Genomic DNA, 18,549 nt, shown 5'->3' on the forward strand with positions numbered 1-18,549 from the left:
GTTAAAAGTGAGTGATTCATGGGCGCACATTAGAAGGAGATAAGAAAGATGAATTAAACAAAGTTTTGATAGCTGGAATGCGTGTAACGTCGCCAGAGCGAATAAAAAAGTCTGTATATATCTTAGCTTTTTTGTATATAGACTGACTGCTGCTAGGGTCAAAAAAATTCTTATTTTCCTCAAGATTAGTGAGGTTTATGCCCTCTAAAGATAGTGTATTGCTAGGAATATTTAATGCTTTACTAATGATAGCGTTTCCTTCCTCAACATTTGCTTCCCAGTAGGTCACGGCTTGCAGCCATGCTCGAATAAATGCACGAATATCTTCAGGACGATCGCGGATTACTTCACCGCGAAAGGCAACCACATCTAAAATCAAGCCAGGAGTTTGTTTGCTGGTAAATAGGATGTGACCTCCTAATTTTATGGCTTCAGAAAGATAGGGTTCCCAAGTGTGTCCAGCTTGGATTTCATTGCTTTTAAAGCGTTGGGGAAATTCGTAAGCGTCGAATTTAACTAGATTTACATCTTCCTTCGTTAAGTTGGCAGTTTTTAACATCTCAGTGACAAAAACTTCACTAAATGCGCCTAGATTTGCGCTCACGTTTTTCCCTTTCAAGTCAGCTACGGTTTGAATTTTTGATTGTGCAACTACCACATCTGCGCCTGTGGTTTCATCTACAACCATGACAGTTTGGATATCGGGATTTGTGGCACTCAAGCTCATAAAACCTCCCAAGGCAAATCCACCACCATCATACTTCCCGGCACTGAAATCTGCTTGTTGCAATTGGCTGTAATTTATATAAATTATTTCCACGTCTACTCCTTCTGCTTTGAAGAATCCTTTTTTTTGGGCAATGATAACTGGATTATAGCCAACAAAAATGGTAAATCCTACTTTCAAGGGAGGGCGTTTTAATTCGGTTTGTCTTGGATGATGACAAGCAGATAGCAGACAGCAGGTAATGAGAAAAATACTAAGGGATCTGAGTAGTTTAGACATTGCTTATCACGGGTTCTACTAAATCAATAAGCTGCTCACAATTGAATTGACTAGCAATTTTTTTTAGGGAGTTGATCGAAGGAGTTTCTGTTTGGGGAATTTCTCCGGCCAGGGCAACATTTTCTGTTCGCTGGAATAGCAAATTTAATCCCGTATTATTAGCTCGTAAATATAACAGATTTTCTAATTTTTTCAGTAACAGATGTAGGTAAAAACCTGTATAATTTATAGTCGTTCTACCTGCTTCAATTTTCGATAAATCTAGTACATTAATTAGTGTTAGTAAATCATCACCACTACGATAGATGATTCCCGCATTTTGATTTTGGTCAGAGGAGAGGTTGTTAGCGCGTACCATCAATGGTGAAAAGCCGAGAATAGAATTGAGGGGCGATCGCAATTCATGGCCCATATATTTGCTGTGCGTAATATCAGTTCCAAAAAGTAATGCAACTGTAGGAGAGCTTCCAAACCCTTATTTCATAAATATCTTGAGGCTTGGCTGAATCGATTTGTTCAGAACGCTGAGAATATTGATTGTACTCAAGTCTATTGCCAAAGCGATATACAAGTTGATTTGCTGCACATATATAGCCAGGCATCAGCATCAGCTTGCAACAAAGCAGGATTTCCGAATCCCAGGAAGCGCAACGCAATTTAGATCGCACTCAAAGGGCGATCGCACAACTGGGAATCCCATACTTAGCTTTCAAAAATTTACCTGTAATTGTTAAACTGCAAAGCCACCGGATAATCTTCTTGTTTCAAGCGTTGAATCACCAACTGCAAATCATCCTTATCTTTAGCAGAAACCCGCACTGAATCGCCTTGAATCGAACCTTGAATTTTTTTGAACTCATCGCGGATTAACTTAGTAATCTGTTTGGCGATTTCTTGAGTTAGTCCTTTTTTCAGTTTAATTTCTTGACGGACGCGGCTGCCGCTAGCAGGATCAATTTTGCCGTAATCAAAAATTTTCAAAGATAAATTCCGCTTGGCGGCTTTAGTTTGCAAAACAGTGTGAACCGCATCGAGAGTAAATTCGCTGTCCGTATTAACAGTGATTGATTCTTCGCCCAATTCTACGGTAGTTTTGGTATCTTTCAAATCGTAGCGGCTTTGGATTTCCCGCACTGTTTGGTCAACAGCGTTAACTAATTCTTGCCTGTCGAACTCGCTGACAATATCGAATGAATAATTAGCAGCCATAAATTAGTAATTGGTAATGGGTAATTGGTAGTTGGTAATTGGTAATGGATAATTGGGAATTGGGAATTGGGAATTGGGAATTGGGAATTAGGAATTGGGAATTGGGAATTGGGAATTGGGAATTTAAAATATTCTTCTTTCTTCCCTCTTCCCTCTTCCCTCTTTCTTCTTCCTTCTTCCTTCTTCCTTCTTCTTTCTGACAACTGACAATTAGCCATTCACAGCCATCAAACTGAAATAGAATAAAGTAGCTGTGCAGGAAGAACTAATCGCAAACATGAGCGATCGCCCCAGAGGCACATTCAGAATATAGAAAACGGAAAATAACAAGCGGGCGATCGTAAAAGCGATCGCAGCCCAACCCGCCGCCTCCGAATCTACCCCCGTCACAAAAGCCATCAAAGCCGCCGCTGAAAACAGCATAAACGTCTCAAACGAATTTTGGTGCGCCCAAGTTGCCCGCTGAGCGTAAGCAGGCAACCTCTCAAACATAGCGCGGGGGGCTGCTTGGTCATAGCCTAGCTGCAAGCGGGCGAGGGCAACCACCAAAAACGGTGCATAAACCAGCGCCGCCGCCACAGCAATACAATCAAGCAGAATAACCGACACAGGCAATCCCAACAGCATCATCCGCCTCGCAGTTCAATCAAAATAGAACAGAGTAACCACCTTGCGCTGTTCCTCCGCATCTTGGCAAGTTTTCAGCAAAGTGTGGCTTTCGTGAAAAGCAAAACAGATCAGTTGCTGACAGCGAGAAATAATCTCCTGATTGCACATGGCGCTTGCTTCCGGGAGAGACAAGCTATCATTTTTAGGATTTTCCACCAAATGTATCACTTGTTCTAGCTGCTCGCGAGACTCCCGCGGCTGGCGGCTCATACTTTGGGGCAAAATCACCGTCAGCAGGTTAGGATCTGCCTGCATTGCCCCCCGAATCGCGGCGGAATTAGTGCCTGTAGCGCCTGATGTGATGAGCTGATTGCCTCCCAGAACTAAGGCGTAGCTCAGCATCTCAATTAGCTGCTGGTGGGTAATAGGAACGTGACGAGAACCCAAAAGAGCAATCCGCTTGGAGCTGGTTTGCTGGATCGCCGCAAGTTCTTGTAAAAAATCATCAACTCTGGGTAGCTCAATAGATTGACTCAAAGAATTTATTAAATTAAATAAAACTACGTTGTGGATTTTAGCAGACTCACTAGCCATTGCCACCAAAAAGAAGTTAAGAATTGCTGATTTACGGGATCAGACTAGAGGATCTGGAGATTTGAGGAAGCCAGAAGGCAGAATGTCTCAAGACATTCGGCAGCCGGAGCTCAAGGTAGAATTTAAGAAAAATTGAGAATTTAAGAATTTTGGCTTTTTATTTATTTAAACAAAAAATTCTCTCTGCCGAATACCTTCTTCCCTCAGCTCCGGCTCTGTTATTAATGGACTCGATCGCTCAGGCCCAAGGATGCCATCATGCCCTCAAGGTCAAAATGTTCTGCCATTAGCTGAGTAACGCATTCCACCTTGATCGGTTCGTGCAGGCGCACGCTGCCAAAGGTGCTGTCGATAATTTCTACCGTGGTTAGGGTATCCAAATCTACAGACAACACTGGAATTTCCATTTCTTCTGCTCTGCCGATTACCAGGGGAGAAGGAGGCAAGTGGCCTGTCAAAATTAAGCACTGAGTTGAGCTTTCCAGGGCCGCAAGTTGAATGTCGGTGCGATCGCCCCCGGTGACTACCGCCATATTTCTCGCTTTGCGGAAATACTTCATCGCCGAGCTAACATTCATCGCGCCAATTGTCAAGGTTTCCACCATCAAATCCAAACGGTCTGGACGGCAGAGCACTTCGGCTTTCAATTGGTGCACCAATTCTTTGACGCTGACACTCCGCAGCAAAGCGCTTCTCGGCAGCATTCCCAAAACTGGAATACCCGCAGCCTCCAAGAAAGGCCGCACTGTCGCCGTGATCGATTCGAGTTTGTCCGAGGGCACGTCGTTGAGGACAACGCCAGCCAAGCGCGAACCCAAACGCTGTTTAGCCGACAGCAAATCGTCTACATACAGATCGATCGGGCGCACTACCAGCAGCACAGAGGCATCAACCGCTGAGGCGACTTGAGGCAAAGACAAATCAAACAAACTGCCTTCCTCCAAATTAGCGGGGCCTTCTAACAGCACCAAGTCAGTGCTGGGGGCTTGCAAATATTGCGCCAGAGAGAGCCGGTAGTCTGTCTTGTCTTCTCCCTGCAAACGCTTGTGAACCGTCTCCTCGTCCAAATACAGCAGTGTTGACGGCATCTGACTTTCTGAGAGCTTCAGCGTCTCTACCGCGAACCGCACGTCTTCCTCCTCGGCTCCAGCTCCCTCCGAGCTGAAACAGGTTCCCAGAGGTTTGCCGTAGGCGACGGCGAGTCCTTTTGCCCGGAGTGCGAGTGCCATCCCCAGGGCGATGGCCGACTTGCCGCTGTAAGCTTTTGTGGAACCGATCAGTAAATATTTAGTCAATTTGGGTACGCCTTCAATCCTCAATTTACACCTGTCTATTTCAATAAATTTAGTTTTTTCTACAGTATTTCTGAACTGCGACTCAATTTGGCAATACTATTATACTCGATTTTGTCACTTTTGGGCAGATTGTTTTTTTACGAAAAGTTTTTATTCGGCTGTTAGCAACCCTTTTCTTCCCATTCTTTTTACTTGATTTTGGGAAAGCCGTTTTTAAATTGTTTGTTTTAGCCGCAGTTTTTGATAATAATTTCTCGCCCCTGCTTCATTGAAAAATCAATTTTAATTATAAAAATCTTAGCAATTATTAGGAGGAAAATTAGATAGTAATTCCGATGTTTATAAAATAAACATAATCGGCTAGAAGTGGTAATTTTACTAGAAATACCTATTGAGAGGGCTGGGGGAAGTTTTTGTTTGGGATCTAGCAATTATAAATCATTTGTGATTTTTTTCCACCCTCCCCTTCATAAGGGGAGCTTGGGTGGGATAAAAAAATACGACTCATTTATGATTGCTATCAAACAGGTATTTTGTAGGAATAAAGCCCGGTGCTTCCCTGCTCATTTTTGCATATAATTGAAAATCGATAGGTTGTATTATTAGTTATTAATTATTAGTGCGATCGCCCGCGTTCAAACTGAGCGGTGGCACTGCGAGCAATAAGCTGCTTAAAATCCGGCTTTTAGCTTCTAAACACATAAATTGTCGGGTGGCGTGAGCTGGCATTTCCGTAGCCTTTTGGCTGATTGCGATGCTAGCCCGATCGCAGTTCAAGCGCTGTAGATTGATTTTCCTTGGGCGGATCTACAGCGCTTTCCTCTCAGCTACCGAGTCGCAAAATTTGAACGAAATCGGACGGCGCGATTCGCCTAACGGCGATAGCTTCGCTCGCGCGTACTCGCACAGCACCAATTTCCGAAATAGGCTTTTGCGCTTGTTCCACAACAAATACAACAGTTTTCAATTGGATGAAATATAGGTAGGGACTCAAACAAAGCCTGAGTCCCTACGCGAAATCTGTATCAGCCTCAACTGACAATTGCGGTTGATTTACTTTAGGAATGGGGATAAGTGCTGATCCCCAAAGGGATTATTGAGAATGATCCAAGAACTCACTTACTATTTCCACTTCTCAAATAGGGCTGGCGCACCAATCATGTAATATTGCCGTCGTGGCTTTACACTATTGATGCGCCAGTTATAGCGCCTGTCAATCGATTTTAGATTTTAGATTTTAGATTTTAGATTGAAGAAAGCGACCCCACTGATAAATCCGGGGGCTCGGGATTCGGAGCTTTTTTCTCGCTCCACGAATCAATCCGGGGGCCCCGGATTAAATTGCTTGATAGTCAATTGCGGACTTTTGGGAGTGCGGCTGCGGTGAAAGTTATTCATCCATTCGCATCAGCTTGCGGTAAAACGTTTTAGAAAAATCGACGGTACGAGTTCGCTGAAAAGTCAGGAGAACCTCAATTAAGCAACTAACAAACTCAGAGCTTTGCATAGTCACTTCGTAGCTGAGTTCAGCATTGCCGTCAAACAAAACCCGACAGCGGGTTAAATCGATCGGCAGCGACGAGATATTCCAACTAGCGACAAACGGCACGCTCTCCCCGCCGTCAATTTTTCTTGCCCCCTCCAAGCTTTTGAGCTTGTAGAGGCCAATAGCGTGCGGTAAAAACTTACGCCTGGGCTCTTGACAGAAAGGCGCGTAGACTTTCACTTCTTTGTCATCGGCTGGCTTGAGTTGAGGAATAGACATATTTCCACCTCAGACAATTATTACTAACAGATAGTTTAGATCCCCTGAAAAAACTAGCAGATATTCCTGGTCGATCGCAAGCAAAAGTCAACCCAAATACTCTATGCAGTGCCGGTTTACCAGGGCCGTACAAGCACCGAACCCGCTGGTTGTCCTCCCGTCCGCTTTCGACAAAAGCCCAGAAACTGATACAGTAGATGCTTATATCTAAAATCAAAAACTATTGGTGGTTGAATCAAGTAACCTATGCAGGAGAGTTCTTGGCCAGAAAACGACGCTCGCAGCGAGCTTAACTTGGACATCTCTGATTTAGCTCAAGAAGAGCTCAAGAGTTTGACCTCGCACTCGAAGCTCAGCAAAGTATTTGCTATACCAGACATTGGCGACAGGGTGTTTGACGCGGAAACAAAAGCAGAGCTCCCGGTGGCGGTGTCTGTGCCGGGAACTCCCTCTTTTCCTCAAAATCTGTACCGGGGACGCCGCGGAAAAGCCGCCGCAGTGCTGACTGCGATTTGGGCCGGCACGATCGCCCTGCACTTGATTTCTTGGGGTGCGTGGGTAGTGTGGGGGTTGACGGGACTGCTGTGGATGCAAGCATTTCGAGTTTTATTTGCTTCGCCCAAGCCCGCACTGCCGCCTCTTGCCGATGAAAGTCGAGAAGATTGGCCTTACGTGTCGCTGCTAGTGGCGGCGAAAAATGAGGAAGCGGTGATTGCCCGATTCGTAGAATCGATCTGCAATGTAGATTATCCGATCGACCGCTACGAAGTTTGGGCGATCGACGATCACAGCAGCGACGACACGCCGCTAGTATTGGAACAGCTAACCAAAAAGTACCCTCAGCTCAAAGTATTTCGCAGAGGAGCAAATGCCAGCGGCGGCAAGTCGGGAGCCCTGAATCAAGTGTTACCGCTGACTCGCGGGGAATTTGTCGGCATATTTGACGCCGACGCGACGGTAACACCGGATTTGCTGCGCCGGGTGCTGCCAGTGTTCCAAGGAGAAAAGGTAGGGGCTGTGCAAGTCAGAAAAGCCATCGCCAATGCTTCGGTAAATTTGTGGACTCGCGGCCAAGAAGCAGAAATGGCTCTCGACAGTTTTTTCCAGCAGCAGCGGATTGCGATCGGCGGCATTGGAGAATTGCGCGGTAACGGCCAATTCATGCGCCGCACCGCCTTGGAAAGCTGCGGAGGCTGGAACGAGGAGACGATTACCGATGACCTGGATTTGACGGTGAGGCTGCACCTAGACCGATGGGACATTGAATTTCTCGCTTTTCCAGCCGTGTCAGAAGAAGGAGTCACTAACGCTCGCGCCCTGTGGCACCAGCGCAATCGCTGGGCAGAAGGTGGCTATCAGCGTTATCTTGACTACTGGCGGCTAATTTTGCGGAACCGCATGGGAACTGGGAAAACTTGGGATTTATTTGGATTTTGGGTGTCTCAATATTTCTTACCCACAGTAGCGCTACCCGACTTTGTCATGTCAATTGCGCTGCGCCGGATGCCGATCGCCAGTCCCATAACTTTTATGACCCTTACATTGTCGGTGGTGGGAATGTTTGTCGGTTTGCGCCGCACTCGCAAAGAGACCAAATTTGACGTAAGGCGAGTTTTTGTCACCTTGCTGCAAACGCTGCGGGGTACTGTGTATATGTTCCACTGGCTGCTGGTAGGGACTGTGACGGCTCGGATTGCGGTACGGCCTAAGCGGCTCAAATGGGTCAAAACCGTCCACCAAGGCGCTGCTAAGTTGACAGTTGACAGTTGACAGTTGACAGTTGACAGTTGACAGTTGACCGAAGGAAGATGGAAAAGGGAAGAAGTCATTAGTCATTAGGAAGAAGGGAGAAGACATACACGGCAAGCTTGAACGCGAGCCGTATTTGAGGTTTAATTAGGTGATTTACTTAGCATCAATTGATAATTAGCTAGCAGAAATATTTCGGAACAGTATTGTCAAAAGTCCGAAGATTTTAGAAAAAAAAAATCCATCAATTGATGACCAAATAGGTCTCAATCAGAGCCACAATAAAATTGGGCAATTCTCCGAGAAAACACTGCGAAACAGATGAGGTGATAAATCATCGGCGAGCGGTAATAACGAATAAGTAATCGGCAATACAAAAGTCTAAAATTAAAAGATAAAAGGTATAATTTTTAATTTTTAACTTTTAACTTGACAAAAAACCAATTACTATCTATTAATTATGAATTGCCAATTAGGACGAATTGCTTGTTGCCAACTACCCGTCACCCGTAATTGATAATGGATTTGTTAGAGTACCAAGCTAAATCTTTATTTCGCCAGATGGCAATTCCGATTTTGCCGTCGCAGCGGATTGACAATCCCGCCGACCTCAAAGGACTGAAAATTCCTTACCCCGTTGTACTCAAATCGCAAGTGCGGGCTGGGGGACGGGGCAGGGCGGGCGGTATCAAGTTTGTGGAAAATACGATCGATGCAGTAGCAGCCGCTCAAACAATTTTTAATTTGCCGATCGAGGATGAATATCCCCAAGTCCTGCTGGCAGAAGCAAAGTACAACGCTGACCAAGAATTGTACTTAGCGGTACTCCTAGACCCCGTAGCCCGCCGCCCGGTGCTTCTGGGTTCGAGACAAGGAGGTATGGATGTCGAAGGGTCGATCGATCAAATGCAGCAAGTTGCCGTAGATCAAGAATTTTCCCCATTCTATGCGAGGCGTCTTACGCTGAAAATGGGATTGCAGGGAGACTTGATTCAATCGGTGAGTACCATTGTCGAGAAAATGTACCGGCTGTTTGTCGAAAAAGATTTAGATTTAGTAGAAATCAATCCTCTCGGCATCAGTCCAAGGGGAGAGGTAATGGCTTTAGACGGTAAAGTCACCGCCAACGACGATGCGTTGGGACGGCATCCAGATTTGGCAGCACTCTCGGGCAAGAGGCAAAGCAGCGGGTTGGCACGGGAAAGGAGAAGCCCCCATTCCCAGTCCAAGGTTCAGCAGTCTCCGGAATTAGACCCCAAATCTAAATCCCCAATCTCGAATTCCGAATCCCTGCAATTAATAGAACTAGACGGGAATATCGCGATTTTGTGCAACGGAGTGGGGCTGACAATGGCAACTCTGGATGCTGTAACCCACCAAGGAGGAAAACCAGCTAATTTTGTGAATATGGGTTCCCTAGACCGCTACGATGCAGCAAATGCCCTGCGCGATCGCGCGGAGTTGGGTCTGGAGTTAGTCGCTCAGGATAAAAGCGTTAAGGTGATACTTGTAAATATTTTGGGCAGCGCCTCCAAAACAGAGGAAATAATCGCCGCAGTAGCCGGCTATTTGGAACGGAAAGCTCGCGCTAACCGCCACATCCAAGTTGTGCTCCGGCTGGTAGAGATCGATGCTGATGCTGTTAAAAAGCGTTTGGGACAGTTGCCGGTGCAGCTAGCTAGCACTTTGGATGAGGCTGCGGCCGCTTCTGTATCCTCCGCCAAGTAGCGGCAGTCGATCGGCAAAAAACGAGATTTCTGTACAGATGAAGGCCTTCTGCTTTTTACAGATCGAGTGTCAAGTGGGAAAAAATGAATTTAACTCCTGAAAGCAAAGTCCTAGTACAGGGCATTACAGAATCTCCCGCGTCCACCCGCGCCGCCCTGATGATGAAAGCATACGGCACGAATGTAGTCGCCGGTGTCAGTCCCGGTCGGGGGGGGCTGGATTTGGAGGGAATTCCGGTTTTTGATTTGGTAGAACAAGCAGTGGCGGCAGTGGGTCACGTTGACACTGCGGTAATTTTTGTAGACGCTTACTCGGTGCTGGATGCGGCTCTAGAAGCGATCGCGGCAGGAATTCGGCAAATCGCGATCGTTACTGGGGGAGTGCCTCCTCTGGATATGGTGCGCTTAGTCAGAAAAGCAGAGGCCACCGAAACTTTGGTAATCGGGCCCAACAGTCCGGGGATTATTGTGCCCGACAAACTGCTGCTGGGAACTCACCCCAAGGAATTTTACACTCCCGGCCCGGTGGGAGTGATCAGTCGCAGCAGCACTTTGACTTACGAAGTTGCCCTAGAACTAACGGAGGCTGGGTTGGGACAGTCGATGGCGGTTTGTATTGGCTGCGACGCGATTGTCGGTTCTTCTTTTATGCAGTGGCTGCAACTTTTGGACGAAGACGACAGTACCGAAGCGATGGTTTTGGTAGGGGAAGTTGGCGGGTGGAGTGAACAAGCTGCTGCTTCTTACATCGCTTCGGCGATCGACAAACCCGTGGTTGCTTATCTAGCCGGCCGCTACGCTCCCAAGGGCCCGTCTTTGGGCCACGCCGGCATCCTGATCAGTTCTCGGGCGGCTGCCCAGAAAGCCTTTGGAGTTACGGCCCCAAACAAAATGGCTGCCTTTGAAGAGGCGGACATACCTGTGGCGGCTCGACCTTCAGAGATTCCTAAGTTGCTCAAAAAATTGCTCAAGACAAATTGATTGCTTTGGGAGTTTTCACAAAAGTCCTAACCCTCTTGGGGGTTGGGATAGGGGTAGTGCGGGGGCGGGTTGGGTCTCAAAAGTGTCTGCAGAATGCCACAACAGCCGCTTCAACCCGCCTTGAGGACACATGTATGATTTTTTTACCAAAGCCCTCTGATCGGCGTCACAGGCTGCGGTGCGGGCGCTGGCAATGGGGCGGCGCGGCGCGGCGCTGGAGGCGGAGTTGTTGGCTGCACGCTGCGACGAGGTTCGATCGGACTTTCGGTGCGAGTTGTTTCAGTTGTGCGAGTTGTCGATCGCGTCACATCTTCAAGCAGGCTTCGCAGAGTTCCAGCTATACTCTGAACTTTCCCAACAGCGGTGCGAAGGCTGGCAACATCTACGTAAACCTCGTTGAGAGGATACTTTTTCAGGATTTCCAGCAGCGATACCTTACCGTCATCCCCGGATGCCAGGATCACTGCTGCCCGCAGAGCTTTCCCGCTTTCTGTGCGGCGCTGAGTCCGAATTGCTTGACCGATGTCGTCAGTGATTTTTTCTCCTGGGGTGCTGTAAACCACCCTAGCCAGATTAGCAGGCTTTAAACCAATTTCTAAACCCATGAACCCCCGCAGTATTTGCGCGTCCATTTTGGAGACCCGGATAATTTGTTGGAGGGTTGGCGTCGTCGTGCCGTTTTTAGCAAATTCTTCTAAGTCGCTGATATTGATGGCTTGTCTGATCGGGCCAAATGTGAGGACAACTTTTTCGGCCCCTAATGCTCTACTGCTGCTAGATAATATGCTCGCGCTTGCTCCTAAAACTAGGGCAATGCCGATCGATACAAATTTTGTTAATTTCATATTCACCGCTACATTAAAATTATTTTTTCGAGATTTGTACATTTTTGTACATTATAGATGCAGCAGTTATATTCTACAAGGTAGCCCGTGTAATTTGTGCCCGCGTCACACCCACAATCTCGATCGAGACTTTTTCTGATCTTGACTTTAAAAATAAGTAACCGCATCTGCCGAAATATTTTTGCTTCTCTTCATTCGGCCTTCTACCTTCTACCTTCTACCTTCTACATCTCTAGCCTTCTACATCTGAGTGCCTTCAGCCTTCTACATAAGTGCCTTCTAGAAGTTATGTTGAAAACCAAGCGCAAATCCAAGAAATCCAAACACAAGCATAGCGAAAAAACAACAGCGATCGCCAAAAAAGAAGTAGCTGCACAAAAACGCAAAACTTCACAAAAGCGCAATGAATTAGTGCAGGCGATCGCCATAAGCTGCTTAGTCAGCCTTACTGCCAGCATCCTCCTGTTGTTCGTAGCCGGCCCTAAGATTGCTATTGCAGGAGGCGCAGCCTTAGCCATCTTGCTGCTTTCCTACAAATACCCCCGTCAAGCTTTATGGACTTTTCTAATTTACCTGCCTTTTAGCGGTACAATTACTTATGCAATTGGCGGAGGTAATGCTGCATTTCAAGTAGCCAAAGATGCTTTCTACATACCAGCCCTCATCGCCCTAATTCAAAGCTGCAAAAAGAAACAGTTGCCCCTGTTCATTCCCAAACCAATGCTTTCTACCTTCAGCATCCTGTTGATGATGGCAATCCTGACTTTAATTTTTGTGAACGGGGAGATGCAGCTCAACCCTAGGGCGGGCGACAAACCAATTCTGCAAGGAATTCTCGGATTAAAAGTATTGATAGGTTACATACCGCTGATTGCTTGTACCTATTATCTGATCCGCACTAAGAAGGATTTAGTATTTTTTAGTCGAATGCACATCGTTTTGGCGATCGTTTGCTGCCTTCTAGGTTTGATTCAGTACCTGTTGCTGCAAAGTGGAAAGTGTGCGGGTACCCGAGGAATGATCGGAAACGACTTATATAAAGCAACGCTGCAAGCTAGATGTTTTGTCGGCGGTTCTTTAGTGTTCAGTCCAGAAGTCAAGTTGATCCGCTTGCCTGGAACTTTTGTAGCGCCTTGGCAGTGGGCTTGGTTTTTAATTTCTAATGCTTTTTTAACCTTTGCCTCTGCTTTTTGTGACCCTTCATTTTGGTGGCGAGTTATCGGTTTATTGGGCATGGCATTAGTATTTGCTAATGCAGTTATTTCTGGTCAAAGAGCTGCTTTAGTTATGGTTCCAGTGGCCACGGCTATCCTGCTAATTCTCACTGGTCAATTAGTTAATTTCAAACGATTTATTCCCATCGGTGCAGGACTGGCGATTCTGCTGTTTGCCGGTGCAGCAATTAACCCGGGAATTGTCGAGCAGCGGTGGGAGAGTTTTGTTAGTCGCTGGAATGCTGCACCGCCCCAGCAGTTTCTCTTTAATCAGTTCGAGCAGAGCAACAATTTTATCATTGACAAACCTCTCGGTAGAGGTGTGGGACGAGCCACTAATTCAACGCGAATATTTGGTGCCACGCAGCTAATTGAAACTTTCCAACCTAAGTTGATATACGAACTAGGTTATCCGGGAATGATTAGTTTTCAGATCATGCTTTTACACTTAGCTTTTCTAACTTTTAGAGCTTACCGATCAGTCAAGGACAAAAGTTTGCGGAGTTACGGAGCTAGTTTTTGGGTGTTTGTTGCATTTATTACGATCAATACTCAATACTATCCGCTGGATGTAGATCCAGTGTCCGTGTATTATTGGGTTTTAGCTGGGGCGATTTTAAAGTTGCCCAAAATTGATAAACAGGTGCAGGATGAAAAACACCAGGAAGTTGAGTCAAATGAATTGCAACTTCACCAGCCATTAAAGGAGAAAAAAATTATTGCATCTTCCCCAATTTGAGAAGAGTTTTGAGTGTTGAGTTTGGTGGATTCTTTGTTGTTCAGTAACCCGCTTTCGCTCCAAGGCGGTGCAAAGATAGCCCGCCGTTCTGGATTTCTTTGTGCTAAAGCCCACCCCTACAGCATATTTTGGCTCTTAACTTTACTGCGGTTGCCAAACCGGATCGCTAGCATTCAAATCTTTGTCATTTGTTAATTTAGTCAATCCAGAACCGTCCCAATTAATTACATATAAGTTGCTTTTATCGCCTTGGATTTCATTAAAAGCAAAAGCAATTTGCTGGCTGTCAGAAGACCAAGCTAATTCAAAAATTCCAGACAGTTCTAGCCGAGGAGCTAGTTGATGTAGCTGGCGACCCTTAGCATTGATTGTGTATAGTTTTTGATTGTTGAAGTCTCCGGCGAGGAAGGCAATAAGTTGGCCATCCGGCGACCAGGAAAGTGTATCGTAGTTTCCGGGTTTTTGGGTGAGGTTCTGGGCGGTTCCCCGGTTAATGTCGATCGCATAAATATCCTGCTTTTCCCCGCTCAAATCGCCCGCTTTGCCATGATAGTGAGCAATGCGGCTGCTGTCGGGTGACCAAAATAGTTTGACGTTGTAAACCTCATTTTGCGGGTTGTTAGTCAAATTTTTAAGGTTTGTGCCGCCTGCATTAATCGTGTAAATTTGCTGTTTGGGATAGGTGCCGGAGAAAAAAGCGATTTTTGTGCGATCGGGCGACCAAACAAGTTCCATACCGCCGGATGTATACTCGCCGGGACTTTGAGTGAGTTTGGTCAGGCCCGAACCGTCGGAATTCATTTTGTAGATATTTTTATCCTTGATAAATGCTACCTGCTGGCCGTCGGGTGAAATATAAAATTCCGATGAAATTTCAGTTTTAGCCGGTCGTCCTCCTAATTCCCAATTCCGAACTAATTTAGTTCCTTTAATACCCGAAGTGTCGCTCGTATAAAGTGATTGACTGCCGGGAGAATCTGAGGTAAAACCGTCGCAAGAACGGGCAAAAACAAGTTTTTGGCTGTTGGAAAACCAAACTATTTCAAAATTAGTTGCTTTGCAAGACTCCCCAGCAAACTGTTTAGTTAGCCCGGAACCGTCAGCCTTGACTGTATAAATGTCAGTGTCTCCGCTGACGAAAGCCAGCCGATCGCCATTGGGCGACCAAACTAGCGTGTAGCTAACATCTATATTGGGTGCAAGTTGGCGGCGGGCCCCGTTAGTATTGACCATAAATAAATTGTTTCTAACCTCGCTGCCGCGCCTCTGGAGGGCGGCAAACGCTAGAATCCTTGGTTTTTGGGCTGCGGGTGATCCGGGGCTGTGAAGGCTCAAAAACAAGCTGAATAAGAGTGTTAGGGAGATAAGGGCGATCGGCCTAATTCGCAATAATTTATGCAAACGCATTTTGTCAATATCATCTCCTTACTTTTAAATCTTCACAGTCTTCAGTCCTCATATCCCCGACTTCTTAAAGTGCTGGGGGGATATGGCAAATTCTAACTCCAAACTATTACCAATGCCGAATTGGCAGCAATGCCCCATTCCCCATGCCCCATTCCCAATGCCCATTCACAGTGTTTGTCTGTCGATATGTCTCGACAGCCTCAAACTCTGTTTAATTCTACCAATAATTAGCTCGAACATTTTTTTGCGGGACGGATTCTTGCTGCTGGGCGGCATTCCTAACTCGCAACACATCAAGTTCAAGTCAGTTGCACTCATAGTCAACAATTTTTGTCTCACCTCTTCTTCATTACCATTCTTAGCTTGTAAACGCAGTTCTTCATAAACTTCGAGAACATTTCCCGCCGATAAATTAGCAAGTTTATTAACATCAGCACCCCTGGGAAGATCCGAAGTTTTTGACCCTGCAGAAAGCACTCCCCGCTTGACTTGAGTCTCAAGCCGGGTTAATTTTCGAGCAACGTCCCGCAAGATTTCCTTAAGTTCGCCAATTTCCTCAACTAACCCCCCGCTTTCTTGTTCGGAAGCAGCCAAAATTTCTTTTTTACTCATTTCAGATACTCCTCACACTCGCGCCATAGTTTTTCAAATTCTCTAACTAATTCTCGCGGCAGTTCTCCCTCATTAATCGCCCGTTTTAGCCCCACGCTTTCCCGAATCGTCGATTCCAAAAATCTAACTTCTATGTTATTGTCTTTGGATATCTCAGCGCAAAGTCTCTTGACTTCTCTCATGTAAAACTGAACTTCATTTGTTAGCAATCCTCCATAGGTTTTAGCTTTATTCATAAACACTGCTATCTTGGGAAACGGATAAGGTTCAATCCGTTTTTGGAGAGAGTTTAAGACTAAACTCAATCCCCTAGAACCAAAATAATCTGGATTGACGGGAATTAATATTAAGTCGCAGCAAGAGAGTACGCTATAGGTGAGGAGACTGAAGGAAGGCGAACAGTCAAAAAGCATCAAGTCGTATTTGGGGAGATTGGGAGAGTTGGCGATTTTGCCGATGAATTGGCGGATGAAGTCTTTAACACTTTTTCCCTCAAATCCATCTAAATCCAACCAATACAATTCTTCAACTGAAGGGACAAAATGTAATTGTTCGTCAATCTGATAAATCGTGTCGAAACCAACGGGAAATTTAAAGTTTTGTCCGGCTTTTTTAAAGACTTCGAGGGCGTCGTAAATTGTGAGTCTGTGCTTGAGAGATTGTTCGTACCACTTACCAAACTTATCATCTAAATGACCGGTATTTTCGTTAAGCCCGATCGCATCTGTGAGCGACATTTGCGGGTCTAGGTCTAACATCAAGACTTCTAAGTCTGTTCCTTGGGATATAATATTTCCCAGACTCCAAGTGACGGTGGTCTTTCCGACTCCGCCTTTGAAGTTGATTACCGCTATTGATTTTGGACTCATGGCTGGCTTTGTTTGGATTTTGCTCAATTTTTTATTAAAACATATTGTGTGACTTTGTTCAGCGCGCGATCGGCTCCATGTGTCAACTGACCTGAAAGGGAGACTCGGAGCGAGAAATTAATAATAAAATAAACACGAGATGATGTCAAATCAAGGTTTGTAGTTGGGCGGCAGCGCCTTGAACTCAACTACAAACCTAAAAATCCCTTAATTACTCTGATAGTGAAATCAACTTTTAGGGTGCGTCAGACGAAGTTCGAGATATCTTATGGAGGGTGTAGGATGCGGGGGCACCTTACTAATTGTGACACAGGTTTTAGTCCTAGTACACTCGCAAAAGCGGAACGACATTGTTCTTATTTTGACTTCAAAATTACTTTCTTCCTTGCCAGCGCATCCAAAAACAATATAACAGAGTCAATATCAACCATCCCGACACACAGCAAAACCCAGGAAGCGCAACATCAATATTGGGTAAAGACTGGGTGTTGACTTCAGTAAATTGATTAATATATGGTTCAACAAAGTTGTCATGAGCATCTTCCAATGCTTCGCGTTGTTTGATTCTATCTTCTTGGTCGTTCATCCTTAACCAGCCTTCATTTCAACCGTATGAAGGTATGGTCGGTTTGGGGTAGGAGAGCAAAGCAATCCCCCCGGTTGAATCAGCCATAAACTTGATATAATCAACGTTAGAGCGGTTTGGGGTACGTCGTAGAGATTGCAGCCCCCCCCAAAGTTCTTTTGCAATTCCCCTCCCTTGAACCCATGCCGAGCAAAAAGAAAGTCACCTATGGGCCTGCTGTTAAAGAACGTGCCAAACGCTTATTAGAGGCACTGTTGGCTTATGTCGATTTGGAATTAGAAGACGTTGGTGGAATCTCCCTAAGTCATAAATGGCAGGATGAAACTACCACACAGCCGAAATTGGAGATTGAAACTAAACTGAGGGTGCTGGAATTTCTCACCACAAAAGATAAGCATGAAGGGAAATTACTACAACGCAGATTAGACAGGCACTTAATGAGCATTTAAAGGACTTTTTGCAAATTCTCGAAGATAAGCGCTTTAAGACGCAGCGAGAAGAAGAGTGGCACTTTAGTCTGAAGTTGTGGAGTAGGGACAAGAAAGAGAATTTAAGACAATTTGAAATTGAATGGGAACGCCAACGCCCGGAAAAATCTAAGCAACAGGAGGAAACTCTGCGGGAAACGGTTGCTGGAAAAACCCCTAAACCTGAAGAAGAACTCATAAACTGGCAAGAAATCTGCCGCCACAACCTCGCGCAACAAAAGCAACTCACCACTAACCTCTTCACCAACGCCAACGGGATGACACCGCAACTGGATGGCGTTTATGTTCCCTTAGCCATTGTCGCAACACATCTTCAAAAACCCAAACCTCAGCCAAGGAATCAGCAGGAAGAAAAGGAAAAAGAAACAGAAAAACTGATTCCCATTGCTGAAGAACGCTTTTTTGAAGATGTGTTGCGACAAGGGAAAAGCGACATCAGTCAAGGGCGCAAAATTGCGATTATTGGCGAACCGGGTGCGGGGAAAACCACGCGGTTACAGAAGATTGCTGATTGGATTTTAGAGCAAGATTTGGGGTTGCCGGTTTGGATAGATTTAGATGAATTAGGCGAGCAAGATATCTGTCAGTATTTGGAAAAAGTGTGGTTGTCTCGGTGTCAAGGAGAAGTGACGTGCGGTGATTTAGAAGCACAAATTAATCGGGTTTGGTTGTTGCTGGATGGTGTGGATGAAATGACGCACACTCAAGGAATGCAGCAGTTGGGGAAAGACTTATTAAGGTTCTGGGTGCAGGATGCGCGGGTGGTGGTGACTTTAAGGGTGAATGTTTGGGAGGCGGATCAAAATGCTTTTTCGGGGTTTGATGTGTTTCGCAATTTGGAGTTTAATGCGGAA

The 18,549-nt window shown here is 45.7% G+C and carries 18 protein-coding genes and 1 pseudogene; 6 read left to right on the forward strand and 13 right to left on the reverse strand.

Annotation, left to right across the window (positions count from 1 at the left end):
* Positions 1-16 precede the first annotated feature (16 nt).
* The 8 genes from QUA44_RS23290 to ebsA all read right to left on the reverse strand — a co-directional run bounded on the left by QUA44_RS23290 (position 17) and on the right by ebsA (position 6,478).
* Entirely contained in the window at positions 17-1,006 is a 990-nt protein-coding gene (locus QUA44_RS23290) for an ABC transporter substrate-binding protein (RefSeq protein WP_333254741.1), read from the reverse strand.
* Positions 999-1,418 (reverse strand): histidine kinase dimerization/phospho-acceptor domain-containing protein, encoded by a 420-nt coding sequence (locus QUA44_RS23295; RefSeq protein ID WP_333254738.1) that lies wholly within the window; start codon positions 1,416-1,418, stop codon positions 999-1,001. The genes QUA44_RS23290 and QUA44_RS23295 overlap by 8 nt, the downstream gene beginning before the upstream one ends.
* A gap of 305 nt (positions 1,419-1,723) precedes the next feature.
* Positions 1,724-2,215, reverse strand: coding sequence for a YajQ family cyclic di-GMP-binding protein (locus QUA44_RS23300; protein WP_265238175.1), 492 nt, complete (start codon positions 2,213-2,215; stop codon positions 1,724-1,726).
* A 210-nt stretch (positions 2,216-2,425) separates the two neighbouring features.
* Positions 2,426-2,842 (reverse strand): MAPEG family protein, encoded by a 417-nt coding sequence (locus tag QUA44_RS23305; RefSeq protein WP_333254798.1) that lies wholly within the window; start codon positions 2,840-2,842, stop codon positions 2,426-2,428.
* Between the two features lie 15 nt (positions 2,843-2,857).
* Positions 2,858-3,361 carry a DNA recombination-mediator protein A gene (locus tag QUA44_RS23310; RefSeq protein ID WP_193974988.1) on the reverse strand — a complete coding sequence of 168 codons (504 nt, stop codon included), beginning with the start codon at positions 3,359-3,361 and terminating at the stop codon, positions 2,858-2,860.
* 278 nt (positions 3,362-3,639) lie between these two features.
* A complete protein-coding gene (locus tag QUA44_RS23315) occupies positions 3,640-4,737 on the reverse strand; it encodes a phosphotransacetylase family protein (protein WP_333254735.1) in 1,098 nt (365 codons plus the stop codon).
* A gap of 585 nt (positions 4,738-5,322) precedes the next feature.
* On the reverse strand, positions 5,323-5,490 hold the full coding sequence (locus QUA44_RS23320) for a hypothetical protein (protein WP_333254733.1): 168 nt from the start codon (positions 5,488-5,490) through the stop codon (positions 5,323-5,325).
* Between the two features lie 613 nt (positions 5,491-6,103).
* Complete coding sequence (gene ebsA / locus QUA44_RS23325; RefSeq protein ID WP_006634686.1) at positions 6,104-6,478, reverse strand: type IV pilus biogenesis protein EbsA; 375 nt, start codon at positions 6,476-6,478, stop codon at positions 6,104-6,106.
* Positions 6,479-6,724: 246 nt separating this feature from the next.
* Here ebsA and QUA44_RS23330 point away from each other — a divergent pair, with 246 nt between their 5' ends.
* From QUA44_RS23330 to QUA44_RS23340, 3 genes are all read left to right on the forward strand, one after another.
* A complete protein-coding gene (locus QUA44_RS23330; RefSeq protein WP_333254730.1) occupies positions 6,725-8,248 on the forward strand; it encodes a glycosyltransferase family 2 protein in 1,524 nt (507 codons plus the stop codon).
* Between the two features lie 498 nt (positions 8,249-8,746).
* Complete coding sequence (locus QUA44_RS23335) at positions 8,747-9,955, forward strand: succinate--CoA ligase subunit beta (protein ID WP_333254729.1); 1,209 nt, start codon at positions 8,747-8,749, stop codon at positions 9,953-9,955.
* Between the two features lie 83 nt (positions 9,956-10,038).
* A complete protein-coding gene (locus tag QUA44_RS23340) occupies positions 10,039-10,935 on the forward strand; it encodes a CoA-binding protein (protein ID WP_333254727.1) in 897 nt (298 codons plus the stop codon).
* 143 nt (positions 10,936-11,078) lie between these two features.
* Here the strand turns inward: QUA44_RS23340 and QUA44_RS23345 are convergent, their stop codons facing one another.
* Entirely contained in the window at positions 11,079-11,780 is a 702-nt protein-coding gene (locus QUA44_RS23345) for an alpha/beta hydrolase (protein WP_333309951.1), read from the reverse strand.
* Between the two features lie 288 nt (positions 11,781-12,068).
* Here QUA44_RS23345 and hpsL point away from each other — a divergent pair, with 288 nt between their 5' ends.
* The gene (gene hpsL / locus QUA44_RS23350; protein ID WP_333254723.1) at positions 12,069-13,733 is read left to right on the forward strand and encodes a hormogonium polysaccharide biosynthesis protein HpsL; all 1,665 of its coding nucleotides are present in this window, start codon (positions 12,069-12,071) and stop codon (positions 13,731-13,733) included.
* Positions 13,734-13,874: 141 nt separating this feature from the next.
* Here the strand turns inward: hpsL and QUA44_RS23355 are convergent, their stop codons facing one another.
* The 4 genes from QUA44_RS23355 to QUA44_RS23370 form a co-directional block, all read right to left on the reverse strand.
* On the reverse strand, positions 13,875-14,966 hold the full coding sequence (locus QUA44_RS23355) for a hypothetical protein (protein ID WP_333254721.1): 1,092 nt from the start codon (positions 14,964-14,966) through the stop codon (positions 13,875-13,877).
* A gap of 339 nt (positions 14,967-15,305) precedes the next feature.
* Positions 15,306-15,752 (reverse strand): hypothetical protein, encoded by a 447-nt coding sequence (locus QUA44_RS23360; RefSeq protein WP_333254719.1) that lies wholly within the window; start codon positions 15,750-15,752, stop codon positions 15,306-15,308.
* Positions 15,749-16,621 carry a ParA family protein gene (locus QUA44_RS23365; RefSeq protein ID WP_333254717.1) on the reverse strand — a complete coding sequence of 291 codons (873 nt, stop codon included), beginning with the start codon at positions 16,619-16,621 and terminating at the stop codon, positions 15,749-15,751. The genes QUA44_RS23360 and QUA44_RS23365 overlap by 4 nt, the downstream gene beginning before the upstream one ends.
* A gap of 373 nt (positions 16,622-16,994) precedes the next feature.
* Entirely contained in the window at positions 16,995-17,207 is a 213-nt protein-coding gene (locus tag QUA44_RS23370; protein ID WP_333254714.1) for a hypothetical protein, read from the reverse strand.
* 182 nt (positions 17,208-17,389) lie between these two features.
* Between QUA44_RS23370 and QUA44_RS23375 the strand changes: the two are divergent.
* Together QUA44_RS23375 and QUA44_RS23380 are read left to right on the forward strand one after the other, a co-directional pair.
* A pseudogene (locus QUA44_RS23375) lies at positions 17,390-17,727 on the forward strand (hypothetical protein); the annotation flags it as partial.
* Between the two features lie 225 nt (positions 17,728-17,952).
* On the forward strand, positions 17,953-18,549 hold a 597-nt coding region (locus QUA44_RS23380; protein WP_333309954.1), incomplete at its 3' end, for an NACHT domain-containing protein.

The organism is Microcoleus sp. N9_A2 (genome assembly GCF_036701775.1).
Taxonomy (GTDB): Bacteria; Cyanobacteriota; Cyanobacteriia; order Cyanobacteriales; family Microcoleaceae; genus Microcoleus.